Source organism: Paraburkholderia xenovorans (assembly GCF_046030735.1).
Lineage (GTDB): Bacteria > Pseudomonadota > Gammaproteobacteria > Burkholderiales > Burkholderiaceae > Paraburkholderia > Paraburkholderia xenovorans_A.
This window is the reverse complement of record NZ_JAQQBV010000037.1, coordinates 62,949-78,665: the sequence shown is the minus strand read 5'-3', so window position 1 is coordinate 78,665 and position 15,717 is coordinate 62,949. Positions and strand designations below refer to the sequence as shown.

Here is a 15,717-nt window from a genome sequence, read left to right as displayed (position 1 = left end):
AAATAGACCACAAAGAAATGAGTAAAACCGCAACCGCCGCAGGCAAAAACAAATGTCAAACCACCCCACATCACAGCGAATCAATCCAGCTCCATGGTATAAACAAAAAAATATTCAGCACACCGTTATATATCAAAAACCACCGATATCCAGAAAAAACCAGCATCACCACCACGACGAGGAAAATCACCCATGCGAATTCTGATCGTCGAAGACGAAACAAAAACCGGCACATACCTCCGCAAGGGCCTAACCGAGGCGGGCTTTGTCGTCGACTGGGCCGAAGACGGTACAACAGGCCAACACCTCGCGCTCACCGAAGACTACGACCTGATCATCCTCGACGTGATGCTGCCCGGCATCGACGGCTGGACCGTGCTGAAGAACCTGCGCCACACGCGCGCCACCCCGGTCCTGCTGCTAACCGCGCGCGACGACGTCGACGACAAGGTGCGCGGTCTCGAACTAGGCGGTGACGACTATCTCGGCAAACCGTTCGACTTCGCCGAATTGCTGGCCCGCGTGCGCTCGATCCTGCGGCGCGGTCACGGCCGCGAAGCCGCATCGCTACATGTCGCCAACCTCGCGCTCGATCTGACCCGCCGCAAAGCCACCCGCCAGGGCGACACAATTCTGTTGACCGCCAAGGAATTCGCGTTGCTCTGGCTGTTGATGCGCCGCCAGGGCGAAATCCTGCCGCGCTCGACCATCGCGTCCCAGGTATGGGACATGAACTTCGACAGCGACACCAACGTGGTCGACGCCGCGATTCGCCGAGTGCGCGCGAAAGTCGACGACAACTACGAACCGAAGCTGATTCATACAGTACGCGGGATGGGCTACGTACTGGAAGATCGCGGCCCCTCGCTGCGATGACGCAAAGCATTTCCATCGCAGCGCTCCAGCAACTCGCACGGCAGCTCGTCGCATCCATCCTGCCGCGCACACTCCGTTTGCGATTGACGGTTCTGTTTGCGCTGTCCACTTCGCAGTTGCTGATCTTCAACGGTGTGCTGCTGTATCGCGGGCTGGAAAAACAAATAGAATCGGCCTCCGACGGAGAGATGACCACCGCTGTCACGTCGCTGCAACGGAAGCTGCGTGCATTGCCCAGCATCGAAGCGGTAAAAGCGGATCGCGAGATCTGGTACGGCCGCTTACACGGTCACCAGAATCTCGACGTCGCACTGTTCGACGCGGGCGGCGCGCCACTCACCCACTCCAGCGGCTACCGGCCGAATGCCCAGGTGCTGGCCGCGAGCGAGGGGCCAGGTCCGGTGAAAATAACGATGAACGACACGCAACTGCGCTTTGTCGTCGCGATGGCGCCGCTCGCCGCCAGCTCCGGTGTCAAAGTACGTGTGGTCGTACAGTACGACGCAACCGGAGAGATATCGCTCCTGCGTTCCTATGCATTCACCGTTTTGTTCGTGATCCTGATCGGCACGCTGGCGAACGCGTTGCTGGCGTGGTCGATCGCGCGCCTGGGACTGCGACCGCTGAGGCGCCTGACCGCGCTCGCCGAACAGATTTCCAGCAACCGTCTCGCGCAACCGTTACCCGAGCACGATATGGCCGGCGAACTGAAAGACCTGAGCCTGGCCTTCAATCGCATGCTGGCGCGGCTGGACGAATCGTTTCGCCGTCTCACGCAATTCTCATCCGATCTCGCGCACGACATGCGCACACCGCTGACCAACCTGCTCGCCGAAGCCCAGGTTGCATTGTCACAGCGTCGTAGCAAGGATGACTACCGTGCGGTAATCGAGTCGAGCGTCGATGAATTGCAGCGGCTGTCGCGTCTGATCGAAAGCATGCTGTTTCTCGCGCGAACCGACAACGCGCAGCGCCGCCTGTCGTTACAGCGAATCGACGCACGCGCCGAGGCGTTGCGAGTCGCCGGTTACTACGAAATCATGGCCTCGGATGCCGGCGTGGAGATCGCCGTAAATGGCGAAGCGCATTTCGTCGGCGACGTGCTGCTGGTTCAGCGCGCGCTCAGCAATCTGATCTCGAACGCGTTGGTCCATGCGCCGCGCGGCAGCACGGTCGAAGTGAACTGCGTGGAGCGTGCGCGCCATGTCGAACTCTCCGTGTCCGACACCGGCGCGGGAGTCGCCGGCCCTCACCTCACACGCATTTTCGATCGTTTCTATCGGATCGACCCAGCGCGGCATAACCCGGCGAGCAGCACCGGCCTCGGCCTCGCCATCGTCAAATCCATCATGGACGAGCACCACGGCGAATGCAGCGTGGAGAGCGTGCCGCACGTACGCACCACCTTTGCGCTGCGCTTTCCAAACTAAAGCCCGTACCGGCTCTGCACGTGGACGGTAGCCGGATTCGCTGCGACACGGATGACGAAACTGTCATCCCACCATCACGACCGCCTCATTCCCTTCAGCCAGAATAAGTCATGCCTTAAACATTTCGGCATACCAATTGTTTCTGGAGGTAGCCCACCATGACTCACCCCAAACGTATGCTTGTCGAGAATCTCGCATGGTCCGAAGAACTCAACACGCGCGACCCCGCGTACTTTTCGCGCCTCGCGAGCAGCCAGCAACCCCAGGTACTGTGGATCGGCTGCTCCGACAGCCGCGTGCCCGAGGCCATTACGCGCGCCGTGCCCGGCGATATCTTCGTCCATCGGAATATTGCGAACCTGGTCGCCGAGCGCGATGACAACCTCGCAAGCGTACTCGAGTACGCGGTGCTCGCGCTGCGGGTGCAGCACATCATCGTATGCGGACACCATCGCTGCGGCGGCATGCACGCGGCGCTGCGCGAACCGGCGCCGGAACTGCCGAACGTCAATCGGCGCATCGACAGCGTGCGCCAGCTGTCCGCCCGCCATGCTGCGGAGCTCCTCCGGTTGCCGCGCCTCGAGGAGCGCGCGGACCGGCTCGCCGAACTCAATGTACTTGCGCAGGTAAAAGCGCTGCGCGAGTTGCCGCTAATTCAGAACGCACAACCGCAGGTCGAGATTCACGGCTGGATATTTTCGATGCGCGAAGGTCGCCTGAAAGAGCTCACGGATTCATCGCGCGAACACGATCAGGCGCACCGTCTTCCGCTTCGAAACGTTCAACACAGGTAGGCCGCCATGACAGACCTCAACACGACGACGCCCCACCGGCTCACTCCCACCGCCGCCTCCGCGATTCGAAGCGATCTGCTCGCCGGCATCACCGTGTTCCTGATCGCACTGCCGCTTTGCCTCGGCATTGCCGCCGCGTCCGGCGTCAAGCCGTTCGCCGGCATCCTTGCCGGCGTGATCGGCGGACTGGTCGTAGCGCTGCTGAGCGGCTCGCGGCTCAGCGTCAGCGGTCCGGCAGCCGGGCTTGTCGTGATCGTCGTGCAGGCGCTCGCGACGCTCGGCAGCTTTTCCGCTTTCCTGACGGCACTGATCCTCGCAGGGCTGTTGCAATGCATAGGCGGCCTGCTGCGCGCCGGACGGCTCGCCAGCTATGTGCCGATACCGGTCATCAACGGGATGCTCGCATCGATCGGCATTCTGCTGATCATCAACCAGTTGCCGACGGCAGTGGGCTTCGCGAACGGACTGATCTCCATCGGGGTCGCGGCGCTCTCGCTCATCTCGCTGGGTCTGCTTATCGCCTGGGATTCGCCGACGTTGCGCCGGCTGCGCGTAGTACGAGCGATTCCCGGGCCGCTCGCGGTCGTTCTGCTCGGCATCGCGGTGACCGCAGTCGCCGGATGGCTCGCGCCCGGCGCGATGCCGTCCTTGCCGACGGTCAGCATGCCGCCGCTCGGCTCGTGGGATGCGCTCGGCGCCGCACTCACCTTCCCCGACCTCACGCAGTGGACCAACCCCGCGGTATGGCGCGTCGCCGCGATCATTGCGATCGTCGCCAGTCTGGAAACCCTGCTCAGTCTCGAAGCGCTCGAACAACTCGACCCGTCGCATCGAAAAACGCCGCCCAATCGCGAACTGCTCGCGCAGGGCGTGGGCAATACGCTCGGCGGTCTGCTCGGCGCGCTGCCGATCACGGCCGTAGTGGTCCGCAGCGCGACGAATCTGCATGCCGGCGCACGGAGCCGCCTCGCGTGCATGACGCACGGCGCGATCCTGTTGGTCGCCACGCTCGCGTTGACCGGCGTGATCAGCCTGATACCGCTGGCAAGCCTCGCGGCGATTCTGATCTACACCGGCTACAAGCTCGCCAAACCGCAACTGTTCATCTCGATGGGCCGGGCGGGTTATGCGCAGCTCGTGCCTTTCGTCGGCACGATTGCCGGGGTGTTGCTGACCGATCTGCTGATCGGCATCGCGATCGGCTTCGCGCTGAGCGTCGTGTTGATGATCGAGCAGAATTCCCGGCGTGTGCTGACCTTCACGCGGCATGGCGCCTATCACCTGTTGACGATCCGCAAAAGCGCGAGCTTCCTGTCCACACCGCAACTGAAAAGTTATCTCGAGCAGATTCCACCGGGTGCCACGCTGATTCTGGATGCCGCACGCGCCGACCACATCGATCACGATATACACCAGGTGATCGGACAGTTCGCACTGCGCGCGCAAGAAAACGGCGTTCGGATGGAATACAAAGACTGGCCGGCGAAGTGAGACGATCCGACGGACTCAGTCGAGAAACTCCGTCGCCCGCTTGCGCAGTTCCGCGCCGAAATCGTCGAGCCAGCCGATCGACAAACGCCAGCTCTGCCAGTACAGATCGACGTCGATATGCTTGCCCGGCGCCATGTCGATCAATTCGCCGCTCGCCAGATGCGGCGCGATCATCCGCTCGGGACACATGCCCCAGCCGAGTCCCGTCACGCAGGCGCGCAAAAAGCCGGCGACGTGCGGAATCCAGTGCAGCGGCGGATCGAGTTCGGCGCGCGTGATGCGCCGCATGAAGCGCTTTTGCAACTGATCCTTCGGATTGAAGGCGACACACGGCGCGCGCCGCAACGACTCGCGCGTGACGCCGCCGGCGAAATGGCGCGCACAAAACGCCGGCGTGCAGACCGCCAGATAGCGCATCCGGCCGAGCCGCGTCGAGCGGCAGCCCTGCACCGGCTCGGCTTGCGTGGTCACCGCGCCCTGCACGCTGCCGTCGCGAATCCGCTGCGCGGTGTGGTCCTGGTCGTCGATCACCAGATCGAGCAGCATCTCGCGCTCGACGCAAAAACCCGCGACCGCGTCGATGAACCAGGTGCCCACGCTGTCGTCGTTGACGGCTATGCGAAGCGTCGGCCACGGCTCGACCAGCGCGCCGGGCAGCGCCGGCAGCCGGCCGGTCAGCTCCGCTTCCAGCAGTTGCACGCGCTCGGTATGGCGGCACAACAGCGCGCCCGAGGTGGTCGCCACGCAAGGCTGGCCGCGCTTGACGAGCACGCTGCCCACCCGCTCCTCCAGCAGCTTGATCCGCTGCGACACCGCGGACGGCGTCACGTTCAGCTCGCTGGCCGCTCGATCGAACGAGCCGTGACGCACCACGGCGGCCAGTGCATCGAGCAACGCGTAGTCCAGCATTAGCGTTCCTTAATCCAGGTTAGGTAAATTAGCTTCTCTTATGAGGAGCAACACCGCAGACTAGCGTCGTTGGCTTCTCCCGTCTACTGGATCGTTTATGAACTGGCTGTCTTTTTCTCACGGCGTCGCGCTGTGCGCTTCGCTGATCGTGACAATCGGCGCGCAGAACGCCTTTGTACTGCGCCAAGGCATCATGCGCTCGCACGTCGGCAAGATCGTCGCGTTGTGCGCGTTGTCGGATTGCATTCTGATCGGCGCGGGCGTCGGCGGTGCGTCGGTGCTGGTCGAACGCTATCCGGTGTTCGTCCACACGATGCTGTATGTCGGGCTCGCCTATCTGGCCTGGTTCGGTGTCAACGCGCTGCGCCGCGCGGTGCGCCCGGGCCATGCGGTGCTCGATACGAATGACGGCGCCGCGCCCGTACCGCCGGTTCAGCGCGCCATGCCGATCGTTCTGATGACGCTCGCGTTCACGTGGCTCAATCCGCACGTGTATCTCGACACGTTCCTGCTGATCGGCACGGCCGGTGCCCGCGAGCCGGACGGTGCGCGAGTGGCCTTCGCGCTCGGCGCGATGGCGGTGAGCGGCATCTGGTTCGTCGGGCTGGGATACGGTGCGCGCGCATTGGCGCCGCTGTTTCGCCGCGCAACCGCGTGGCGTGTGCTCGACGGCGCGATCGGCGGCATGGTGTTGCTGCTGGCGGTAACGCAGTTGCGGTGACTGGATCGCCGTCGAATCAATAGTTGAAATTGGCATTGAAGAAAACGCCGCGCGCGCGGTCGTCGCCGGCGATCTTCAAGCGGTATTGCAGCGACAGATCGACGAACGAGCGCGGCGCATGATACGTGTCTTCGCGAAACCAGTAACGCAGATTCACACCGACGCCCGCACCGAATGCACTCGAATGGTTGATCTGCGCGTTGTAGTCGCCGCCGATCACCGCATAGGGAAACACCACCGCATGCGGGCTCAACTGATCGAGCCGGAAGCTGCGCCCCAGTTCGCCGTTGAAAGTCCAATAGTTCTGCGAGTGCGTGATGAAACGGCCTGCCTCGCCGTATAGCTGGCCGGTCCACCAGCTCGGCACGTCGACCCGCAGATCGTTGCCGAAGCCGTTCGAATACGCAAGCCGCGCGAGCCAGTCCGGTTGCACCCGGCTGCCGAGCGCAATCACGCGTTCGAACGCAAAGATCACGTTCTGCGTCGCGAACGGTTTGGCGCGAACGCCGAGCGCGCCTTGCAAGCTCGGTGTACCGGTCGCGTCGCCGGCCTTCGAATAGAAGGTGTCGTAGAGCCGCGCGTACAGTTCGACCGTGCGGCCGCCCAGATAACCGAAAGGCCGCCAGTAAGCTTCCGCGCCGCCTTGCAGATTTTCGTCGGCGCTCGCCGACGGGTTCAGCGCGAGATTCGTCTGACCGCCCGGCGCACGATACCCCAGCGACGCATTCACTCCCCACGTGCGCTCCAGCTCCGAATCCGCGCGACGTGTATCGAAACGTTGCTGCGGTGTCAGCGTGATCGCGTTGCCGGCGTCGGCGTCGAGGCTGCGTTTGAAGTAGCCGGTCGCGGCCTCCGCCATGCCAGCGCCGAGGCTCGCGTAGCCGGCGTCCAGCAGACTCGCTGGCGGCAATTCATGCGCCTGGTCCGCGATGCTGAAGTGATACGCGGCAAGCTTGGGCTTGCCCGCGCCCGCCGCGAGATAAGCGGCGTCGAGGTCCGGCAGGCTGTCGAGCAGACCGGCGTCGACCAGCGCGGCCGATTCGCGACGCGCTTCGGCCGGCTGACCGGCGGCGTTCAGCGTGTTGATCAGGAACATCCGGTGCACCGGATCGTCCGGCGCGATGCGCACGGCTTCGCGGGCGCGTTCGAGCGCCACCGCATAGTCGTGCTTGTCGTAAGCACGCGCGCCGGCCTGATGAATCGCGAATGCCGGATCGTACGGATTGAGCGAACAGAACGCGCCGTTCGGCGACACCGTGCAATCGAGAATCGGCGCCGGCAGACGCACTGCCGGGATGCCTGCGGCCACGCTCGCCGGGCCGACATTCGTCCCGCCCGGAGCGTCCGCGAGCGCGCGCTTCGCATTGCGGCGGCGCACGGCAATCATCAGATCGGTTGCGTCGCCGATCGGCTTCAGGTCTTGCAACGCGTCGAGCGCGCGTTGCGGCTCGCCGGTCGCGAGCGCGACATCGGCGATCACGAGGCGGCTATTGCGTTCGTCCTGCTGCACGGCGTCGCGAATCTGCAGCGCGTGGTCGAAGTCGGCGAGCGACTGCGCGTGCTCGCCCAGCCGTGCGTGGATGTAGCCGCGCAGCGCCCAGGGCACGATCGCGGTTTCGTCGACGGCGATCGTGTCGGTGGCGGCCTGATCCGCTTCCGCGAGACGGTTCGCGCGCAGCAACGCCGCGATCAGTTGTTCGTGATACGCGAGCACGCCGGGCGCGTAGCCGACTGCACGACGCGCGTCGTCGACGGCGGTGTCGAAGTCGCCTTGTTCGAATGCGTCGTACGAAGCCGTAGCGAGCGCGGGCGCGAGACGCCCGCCGATGAACACGCGCCGCAGACGCAGGCTTTCGTTGTCGCCGCCGTGCTCGCGCGCAGCGAGATCCGCGGCGTACGCGCCGTTGTCGTCGCCCTGTGCGGCGAGCGCGTCGATGACGAGCAAGCGCAAGCTCAGCACATCGGGGCGCAGCGCCAACGCGTCGTTCGCGGCGGCGACCGCAGCCGCGTAGTCGTTCTTCGCGTACGCACGGTAGGCGCGGTCGGCTGCTTCGAAGGCTGCGCCGGTCAGCGGCGCTGATTTGTCCACCGACATATCCGACGCGCGTCGCGCGTCACGCTTGCCGGCAAGCGCTGACGGCCCATGCGAGCCACCACCGCGCGGCACGCTCGCCAACGCAGCGAGTTCTCCGCGGCGCGCAATCAATGCCTTATCGGGACCGAGTTCGCGGATCGCGCTGTCGAGCATGCGCCGCGCTCCGGCCACATCGCCGCCGGCCGCCAGCGCGTTCGCCAACAGCAGCCGCAGCGACGCCACATCCGGACGCTGGCGGATCGCCTCGCGCGCATCGCGGGCACTCTCCGCGTAACGATGCTGCGCGAACGCGCCGTACGCATCCTGAGCCACGCGATACGCGTCGCCACTCAACGGCAGCGGCAGGATTGCATCGGCACGGGCCGGCGCACTCGCAAAAGCGAGCGTCAAAAACGATGCACAGGACAACGCAAAAACGGCGCGCCGCCTCCTACCAGGTGGAAGACGATCGATCACTTCAGCAGTTCTTCCACGAGTTCAGGCGCCACATAGTGCGGTCCGTCAAAGAGATAGGTTCGATAGCCGCGATACGCGTCGAGCTGCGGCCGCAGTTCGGCTGCCGTCGCCGCGCGAAACGGCTTGTCGGTCCCGGGCCGGAATGCTTCGGCGATGATCCGTACGCGCTCGTGCCCGAGCTTCGCCGCCAATGCGTCGGCATACGCGCGCGCGACTTGCGGCTCGCGCGCATACACGCCGACGCCGTCCTGGAACAGCACGCCGACGTCGCGCGGCAACCAGCTGTCGAGCCAGTCGGCCAGCGCATTGCCGCCGATGTTCGAGCGGTCGTACACGCTGATCCACAACGGCCGCGGCAAACGCGCGAGCAACGGCGCGAGACTGCGCGCGTCCTGCCAGGTCGGATCTACTTCGACGGGGAAATACCAGCCTTCGATATTGAGCGGCGGCGCCGCGGCCGCCAGTTGCAGCGACTGCTCGACCAGTTGCGCGGCGTGTGCGCGCGCAGCGCTTTCGTCGAAACGTCCCGCGAGTCCGAGCAGCACATGAGTCGCCCAGGGTTCGCGCGCGATACGCTGCCAGTCGGGCAGACGCGGCGCGCGCGGCTGCGCGGTGCCGGCCACGAACGCGGTGTCGTCCACCTCGGTCCATTGGATCAATAGATCGCTGACGCCGAGGCGTTGCCAGTCGCCGTGCGGGTCGACGTGCTCGTTGTCGGGCTGCCATGCGATGCCCTGCACGGCCGGCGGCGATTGGCAGCCGGCAAGCGTCACGAGGGTCGTCAGCGATAGGGCTGACAAACCGCCGCGAACCGCATGCACGCGCCGCAGCCCACGCGCGGCGACGGCGCGCCGCAACGACAACCCTTGCAACGGGCGCAACGGGCGCAAAAAACGCAACCAGCGCAGCATCACGTCCGCACCCCCGCATTGTCGCGAGCGCGGCTCTGCGCGTCGATGGCCGCGTTCAGCGCGGCGCCGGTGATCACACCGCGAGCGATCATGAAGTCGCCGATCCGGCCGTCGCGGTCCGGCCGGTAACGCTCCAGCGCCGCGTCGAAACGCTCGCGCGTCACATGTCCCAGTTCGATCAGCAGATCGCCGATCAGCGGCACGCGCGCGGCGCCCGGCAGCAGCGCGGCCTGCTCGCCGCGCAACAGACGCAAACCGGTGGCGATTTCGCTTTCGCGCACGATCTGCAGCGTGACAGGCTGACCGATCGACTCGGCGAGTTGCGCGAGCACATCGTCGGCAAGCGGACTGGCGGCGAGCAGCACCGCGCGCCCACGGGCATCCGTGCCGTGCGCGAGCACGCGGTGACGGATCGCCGCGTCGAGCGGCAGACGCGCACACTCGGCGCGCAGTTGCGCCGGATCCAATGTCGCGCGCGGCAGGTCTGCCTGGAACGCGATCGCTTCCGCGAGCGTTTCCTCATCGAGCCAGCCCTTGGCCATCAGCACGCGGCCGAGCGGTGCTTCGCGCGCGTGTTCGTCGTCGAGCGCGGCGGCGAGTTGACGCTCGTCGATCGCCTGCCAGGACAGCAGCAGTTCGCCGAGCCGCTGACGGCGTCCGCCGGTCAACCCATCCGCCGACGGAAAGTCGTGCATGGTCTTGTCCCACACGAGCCGCTTGCCGGTCACCAGATGCGAGAGAAACATCCGCCACGCGCGCGACACCGCAAGAAAGTTGATGAAGTTGCCCACCACCATCCGCGGGATCGACATCAGCCCATGCTCCCAGCCGTACAGCCGGCTCACGAAGTAGCTGCGCTGGATCACGCGCAACGCCACGGCGCCGGCATTGAGCCACAGCACCACGTCCATCCACTTCGAATCGGTAAACGGCGACGGCCACATTTCGCTCGCGAGGCCCATCGCGTCGGCGGCCATGAAGATCAGGAACTGGATCACCAGCAGGTAAGCCAGCATGCCGACGAACGCCGTCACCACACCCTTGCGATCGCGAAACAGCAGATAGCGGTTCGCGAGCGTGCCGCTCCAGCCGGTGTGCTGCCACCCCTGCAAACCGATGCCGAGCGCCCAGCGCGCGCGTTGCCGGTATGCGGTGCGCACCGTGTCGGGGAAAAACTCGCGCACGCACAAAGGCATCGTCACGGTCACGTCGCGGTCCTTGCCGAGACCGAACCAGCTGGCGCGGCGCGAACGGAACTGCACCGGAAAGCGCGCGAAGATCGACTGCATGCCGAGCTTGCCGAGCCGCGCGCCGACGTCGTAGTCCTCGGTGAGGCTATCTGTATTGAACGGCTGGTTGCCGGTCGTTTCGCTCAATGCGAGCAGCGCGCGCCGCGAGAAACAGGTGCCGACGCCCGCGGACGGCACCGACCCGACCATGCTCTCGCGCACCACCAGATCCTTCGCGTGCCACTCGGCGAATTCGTCCATGTAAGTACCGGCGACGAGTTCGTACCAGTGCCGCTCGAGCGACGCCACCGGCAACTGGATCATGTCCTTGCGCGGCAGCAGATAGTTGAAGAACTTCAGTTCGATCGGATGCAGCATGTCTTCGCTGTCATGCAGCACCACGCCGGCGAATTCGATCTGCTCGTCCTGCTCATAGCGGAAGATCGCCTGGATCACCCAGTTCAGACAATCGGCCTTGCAGGTCGGCCCGTCGTGCGGCACCTCCACACGCCGCAACTGCTTGTAGCGGCGGCGCATGCGCTCGACCTCGGCAATCGTCTGCGCATCGTTCCGATAGGTGCCGACGAACACCACGTAGTTGCGGTAGTCGAGCACCCGCACCATGTCTTCCACCATCGCCGCGATCACGTCGTATTCGAGCCACGCGGGCACCATGATCGCGAGCGGCTGCTCTTCGCGCGCGCGCAACTGCTCGACGGTGAGCGGCCGGTGCACGCGTTTGACCGAATACGCGCGATACGCTTCACGGATCCAGTACCACGCGTCGATGAACAGATCGTCGAGGCTCGACAGCAGAATCAGCACGGCGATGACGCCCGCGCCGTATTGCAGCAGGTCGTAGTACTCGGCCGCGTAGTATCCGAGATGAGAGCCGAGGTGCAGATCCATCGCGTGCGGACTCACTCGCCGGCCTGTTTGCGCTTGCGGCGTCGCGTATGAGCGGCGAGCAGCAGCAACGCGACGAACAGGCCGAGCACCGCGGCCGGTACGACCCAGGTGAGCCAGTCGCGCGACCACGGCGTGCCGGCGCTGCCGCGCTCGACGCCGCCGGCATTCGTCGTGTCGAGTTCCTTCAACACGCCGCTGCCGTCGACCACGGCCACGTCGCCGTACCCCAGTTGCAACGCGGCGGGCAGCACAGGCGGCGGCGCGCCGAGACTGCGATAGACCACACCCGCGGTGGCGCCCGAATGCGCGACGTGGATCACGCCCACGCCGCTCAGATTCGCCACGCCGCTGACGTCGTACAGCGTGTGCTCGTCCGGGCCGAGAATCGTCAGGCCGTTGTCGGTCACGCGGACATGCGATTTCGAATCGGCGAGCGGCACGTCGACGGCGAGAAACGCGCTCGTCGGCGCGGCGCTCTGGCCGGCGGGCGTCACGCTCAGCACCGCGCGTTGCGGCGCGACGCCGGCGGCGTCCGCGAGACGGGCGACGCGCGGCAGCGTCACGGTCGCGTCGGCGAGATACGCGGTGGGCACGATCAGCGTCGCGCTCGACGCAAAACGCGCGACCATACCGGTGAAATTCACGTCGCCGTCCGCTTGCACGAGCGTCAGATGGCTGCTCGGCAGCACCGCGACCGGAAAGCCCTGATTGGTCGCGCAGCCCGCGTCGGATTGACGCTGCAGCGACACGCGCAACACGTTGCGGGCGGCCAGCGCGTAGCGCGGGATATGCGCGACCACGTGCTGCGCGCGGCCCTCGGTGCCGAGCAGTCGCGCGCCGATCAGCACGTCGTTGAAATAGATCGACGCGACCACGGCCGAGCCATGCGTGTTCGGCGAACCGGCGAGGTCGAGCACGACGTCGTCCGGCAGACGGCCGGCGCCAGCCACCGCGCCGAGATCGAAGGCCGCGCTCCAGGTCGCCTCGCGGCGCACGTCGATCGTGCCCGGCTCACCGCCTAGCGCGGCCAGCGACACTGCGTCGGACCGGCCGTTCGCGGCGCTGTCGATCTCGTGCACCACCATCTGGTTCGACACGTCGACCGGACGCCAGACTTGCGACAACACACCGATCGATTGGCTGTCGCCGACCACGATGGAGGCCTGCCCCATGATGTGCACGAGACGCGCCTCGCCCGCGGCGAGCGGCGCGACGAGCGCGGCGGCGCTGCGCTTGCGCCACGCGGCGAATGCATCGGCGGCGCTCGCGGACACGCCGGCCGCCTGCGCCTGCAACGCATCGAGCGATGCCGTGAGCGAAGCGCGCAGCGCGTCGTCCATCACGATCACGTCGGCCGGCGCCAGCCGCGCCGAACCGACGACGAGCAGCGCACCGAGCTCGGCGGGATCGGCGAGCCGATGCGAACCGGCCGCCGCCAGCGCGGCGAATGCGGGCAACGCGCGCAGCGGCGCGGGTACGTCGAGCACATTCGGCGAACCGAGTTCGAGCGTGTCGCCCACTTTCGGCCAACTGTGCACCGCGGGTTCGCGGCCGTCGCGCTGGAGCAGCGCGGCGACCCGCCACGCGGTGTCGTAGCTCGCCGCGCTCACCTGCCCGCCCGCGATCAGCACGGCCGGCGTGCGCGGCAGCGCGGTCCATGCGGTGCGCAGGTCCTTCACGTCGGCGGTGTCGTAGCGATAGCTCAGGTGCGTGGTCGGCGCGACGCGCAGCACATTGCCGATCGCGGTCTGATCCGCGCACACCGCGTCGTTGATCACCGACGACCACCCGAGACCCACGCGCACATAGCCGTTCGCCCGCGGCGCACCGCCGATGCCGAGCGTCGCGGCCGCGTCGCCCTGCGGCTGCGTCAGCGCGCGCGCCTGGACCGGCGAACCGTCGACCGACACCAGCATCGTGGTGCGTCCGCCGTCGCCGCGCAGATAGTCGGCGTCCAGTTGCAATTGCGCGTCGCCGATCGGCACGCCCGCGGGCACCGGGAAGTAATATTCGCGACGGCCGTCCGGCGCACCGAGTGTGCTGACGTCGCGAATGCCGAGGCCGGTCAGGCTGATCGTGCGGCTCGTCACGCTGTTGCCGGCGTGCGCGAGCGCTTCGGCGAAGCCGTCGTTCTGCTGCGCGTGCGCGGCATCGGCCCAGCCGGCAAGCGCACAGCATGCCGCCAGCGAAAGCGCGGCCACGCGGAACGAAAACGCGTGGCCGCGGCTGATGTGAGGGCGGCGCGTGGCCTGCGAAGCGGAGGCTGATGTCACGGTCGTCTGCAAGGTGAAGTGAGGCAACGGGAGTGAATGGCGGATTGCGAAGCGCGCGGCGAGGTGCATGACGAAGCGCGCGGCGATGTCCGCGGCGACGTGCAACGCGCGGGCCGATGAAGCGGCGCGCCGCATCACCGGAGAACCACGTCGGCGTTCTGCGGGGACGGGTGCAGGTTCTCCGTGCTCGTGCTCACGTCCCCGTTCGACCCCGCGTTCGCAACCGGCTCGAACTCCGCAAACGGACGCCCGGTCAACGCCGCGACGATCCGTTGCGACGCGTGCCCATCGCCATACGGATTGATCCGATGCGCAAAGCCCTCGCGTTCGCGCGCATCCGCGAGCAACCCCGTCACCGCGCGCACGATCGCCTCGCACCCGGTGCCGACGAGCCGCACCGTGCCCGCTTCGACCGCTTCCGGACGCTCGGTCACGTCGCGCATCACCAGCACCGGTTTGCCGAGCGCGGGCGCTTCTTCCTGCACGCCGCCCGAGTCGGTGAGAATGATCGACGCGCGCTGCATCAGCCTCACGAAGCCGAGGTAATCGAGCGGATCGATCAGATGGACGTTGCGCGCGCCGCCGAGGCTTTGCTGCACCGGGCCGCGCACATTCGGATTCAGATGAACCGGATAGACGATCTGCACGCTATCGGTTTGCGCCAGATCGGCGAGCGCCGCGCAGATGTTCGCGAAGCCCGCGCCAAAGCTCTCGCGCCGATGGCCCGTGACCAGCAGCACCGGCAACGAGCCGTCGAGAAACGGTAGACGCGCGTCGAGTTCCGCGCGTAACGCCGGGTCGCGGTCGATGCGCGCAGTGGCCAGGTTCAGCGCGTCGATCACCGTATTGCCGGTCACGACGATCCTGCCGTGCAACGCTTCGCGCGCGAGATTCGCCTTCGAGCTTGCGGTGGGCGCGAACATCAGATCGCTCATCACGTCGACGACCCGGCGATTCATCTCTTCCGGCCACGGCTGCATCAGATTGCCGGTGCGCAGCCCCGCTTCCACGTGCGCAATCGGAATGCGGCGATGAAACGACGCCAGTGCCGCCGCCGAGGCCGTGGTGGTGTCGCCATGCACCAGCACGCGGTCGGGCCGGAGGGCGGCGAGCACGTCGTCGAGCGCTGCGATGAGACGCGCGGCCAGTTCGTTGAGCGTCTGGTCGGCGGTCATCAGCGCGAGATGGTGATGCGGTTCGATCCCGAACAGATCGAGCACCTGGTCGAGCATCTGCCGATGCTGCCCCGTGACGCAGACCACCGACTCGATGTCCGCGTCAGCCTCCATCTGTTTGATCAGCGGCGCCATTTTGATGGCTTCCGGCCGCGTGCCGAAAATCGACAATATCCTCGTTACCATGTGTCCTGAAACTTTTTGAATGTTTTATTGGCGGCGAGCGGCGCTGCGAGTTCGATAGCGCGCGCTATTTACCGATCCCAAGTGTCCGTGACGAACAGTTGCGGACAGACGGACAAATCGATCAATTGCGAAAATACGGCCGACGTTCGGTCGGGTTCCCCTGGCGATCCGGGGGCGCTGCTCACCCGTGCACACGCTTTACACCGCTGTACACCGACGCAAACAAAGCGCAGCGCATTCTAACGCGCATTTCCGCCGGATT

11 protein-coding genes are annotated in these 15,717 nt (G+C 66.0%); 5 read left to right on the top strand and 6 right to left on the bottom strand.

The window, feature by feature from the left end:
- The first annotated feature begins 192 nt into the window (after positions 1-192).
- From irlR to PQQ51_RS28275, 4 genes are all read left to right on the top strand, one after another.
- The gene (irlR, locus tag PQQ51_RS28290; RefSeq protein WP_408500487.1) at positions 193-876 is read left to right on the top strand and encodes a heavy metal response regulator transcription factor IrlR; all 684 of its coding nucleotides are present in this window, start codon (positions 193-195) and stop codon (positions 874-876) included.
- Positions 873-2,306 (top strand): heavy metal sensor histidine kinase, encoded by a 1,434-nt coding sequence (locus tag PQQ51_RS28285; protein WP_408500486.1) that lies wholly within the window; start codon positions 873-875, stop codon positions 2,304-2,306. Before irlR ends, PQQ51_RS28285 begins: the two co-directional genes overlap by 4 nt.
- Before the next feature lie 158 nt (positions 2,307-2,464).
- Positions 2,465-3,100 carry a carbonic anhydrase gene (locus PQQ51_RS28280; protein ID WP_408500484.1) on the top strand — a complete coding sequence of 212 codons (636 nt, stop codon included), beginning with the start codon at positions 2,465-2,467 and terminating at the stop codon, positions 3,098-3,100.
- Between the two features lie 6 nt (positions 3,101-3,106).
- On the top strand, positions 3,107-4,591 hold the full coding sequence (locus tag PQQ51_RS28275) for a SulP family inorganic anion transporter (RefSeq protein ID WP_408500482.1): 1,485 nt from the start codon (positions 3,107-3,109) through the stop codon (positions 4,589-4,591).
- Positions 4,592-4,606: 15 nt separating this feature from the next.
- Here the strand turns inward: PQQ51_RS28275 and PQQ51_RS28270 are convergent, their stop codons facing one another.
- Entirely contained in the window at positions 4,607-5,500 is an 894-nt protein-coding gene (locus tag PQQ51_RS28270) for a LysR family transcriptional regulator ArgP (RefSeq protein WP_408500480.1), read from the bottom strand.
- Positions 5,501-5,597: 97 nt separating this feature from the next.
- On the opposite strand from PQQ51_RS28270, the gene PQQ51_RS28265 reads away from it, so the two are divergent.
- Positions 5,598-6,221: a LysE/ArgO family amino acid transporter gene (locus PQQ51_RS28265; RefSeq protein ID WP_408500478.1), complete on the top strand. Its 624-nt coding sequence runs from the start codon at positions 5,598-5,600 to the stop codon at positions 6,219-6,221.
- 16 nt (positions 6,222-6,237) lie between these two features.
- Here PQQ51_RS28265 and PQQ51_RS28260 read toward each other — a convergent pair whose 3' ends face one another.
- The 5 genes from PQQ51_RS28260 to wecB form a co-directional block, all read right to left on the bottom strand.
- Positions 6,238-8,706 (bottom strand): NfrA family protein, encoded by a 2,469-nt coding sequence (locus tag PQQ51_RS28260; protein WP_408500476.1) that lies wholly within the window; start codon positions 8,704-8,706, stop codon positions 6,238-6,240.
- 62 nt (positions 8,707-8,768) lie between these two features.
- The gene (locus tag PQQ51_RS28255; RefSeq protein WP_408500475.1) at positions 8,769-9,683 is read right to left on the bottom strand and encodes an alpha-amylase family protein; all 915 of its coding nucleotides are present in this window, start codon (positions 9,681-9,683) and stop codon (positions 8,769-8,771) included.
- Positions 9,683-11,821: a glycosyl transferase family protein gene (locus PQQ51_RS28250; RefSeq protein WP_408500473.1), complete on the bottom strand. Its 2,139-nt coding sequence runs from the start codon at positions 11,819-11,821 to the stop codon at positions 9,683-9,685. The genes PQQ51_RS28255 and PQQ51_RS28250 overlap by 1 nt, the downstream gene beginning before the upstream one ends.
- 11 nt (positions 11,822-11,832) lie before the next feature.
- Complete coding sequence (locus tag PQQ51_RS28245) at positions 11,833-14,094, bottom strand: cellulose synthase (RefSeq protein ID WP_408500471.1); 2,262 nt, start codon at positions 14,092-14,094, stop codon at positions 11,833-11,835.
- A gap of 134 nt (positions 14,095-14,228) precedes the next feature.
- Positions 14,229-15,455 (bottom strand): non-hydrolyzing UDP-N-acetylglucosamine 2-epimerase, encoded by a 1,227-nt coding sequence (gene wecB, locus PQQ51_RS28240; protein ID WP_408500470.1) that lies wholly within the window; start codon positions 15,453-15,455, stop codon positions 14,229-14,231.
- Positions 15,456-15,717: the final 262 nt, after the last annotated feature.

Excerpts from the sequence above, each read along its gene's own strand:
- irlR (WP_408500487.1), top strand. The coding sequence starts at position 193 with ATGCGAATTCTGATCGTCGAAGACGAAACAAAAACCGGCACATACCTC.
- PQQ51_RS28285 (WP_408500486.1), top strand. The coding sequence starts at position 873 with ATGACGCAAAGCATTTCCATCGCAGCGCTCCAGCAACTCGCACGGCAG.
- PQQ51_RS28280 (WP_408500484.1), top strand. The coding sequence starts at position 2,465 with ATGACTCACCCCAAACGTATGCTTGTCGAGAATCTCGCATGGTCCGAA.
- PQQ51_RS28275 (WP_408500482.1), top strand. The coding sequence starts at position 3,107 with ATGACAGACCTCAACACGACGACGCCCCACCGGCTCACTCCCACCGCC.
- PQQ51_RS28270 (WP_408500480.1), bottom strand. The coding sequence starts at position 5,500 with ATGCTGGACTACGCGTTGCTCGATGCACTGGCCGCCGTGGTGCGTCAC.
- PQQ51_RS28265 (WP_408500478.1), top strand. The coding sequence starts at position 5,598 with ATGAACTGGCTGTCTTTTTCTCACGGCGTCGCGCTGTGCGCTTCGCTG.
- PQQ51_RS28255 (WP_408500475.1), bottom strand. The coding sequence starts at position 9,683 with ATGCTGCGCTGGTTGCGTTTTTTGCGCCCGTTGCGCCCGTTGCAAGGG.
- PQQ51_RS28250 (WP_408500473.1), bottom strand. The coding sequence starts at position 11,821 with ATGGATCTGCACCTCGGCTCTCATCTCGGATACTACGCGGCCGAGTAC.
- wecB (WP_408500470.1), bottom strand. The coding sequence starts at position 15,455 with ATGGTAACGAGGATATTGTCGATTTTCGGCACGCGGCCGGAAGCCATC.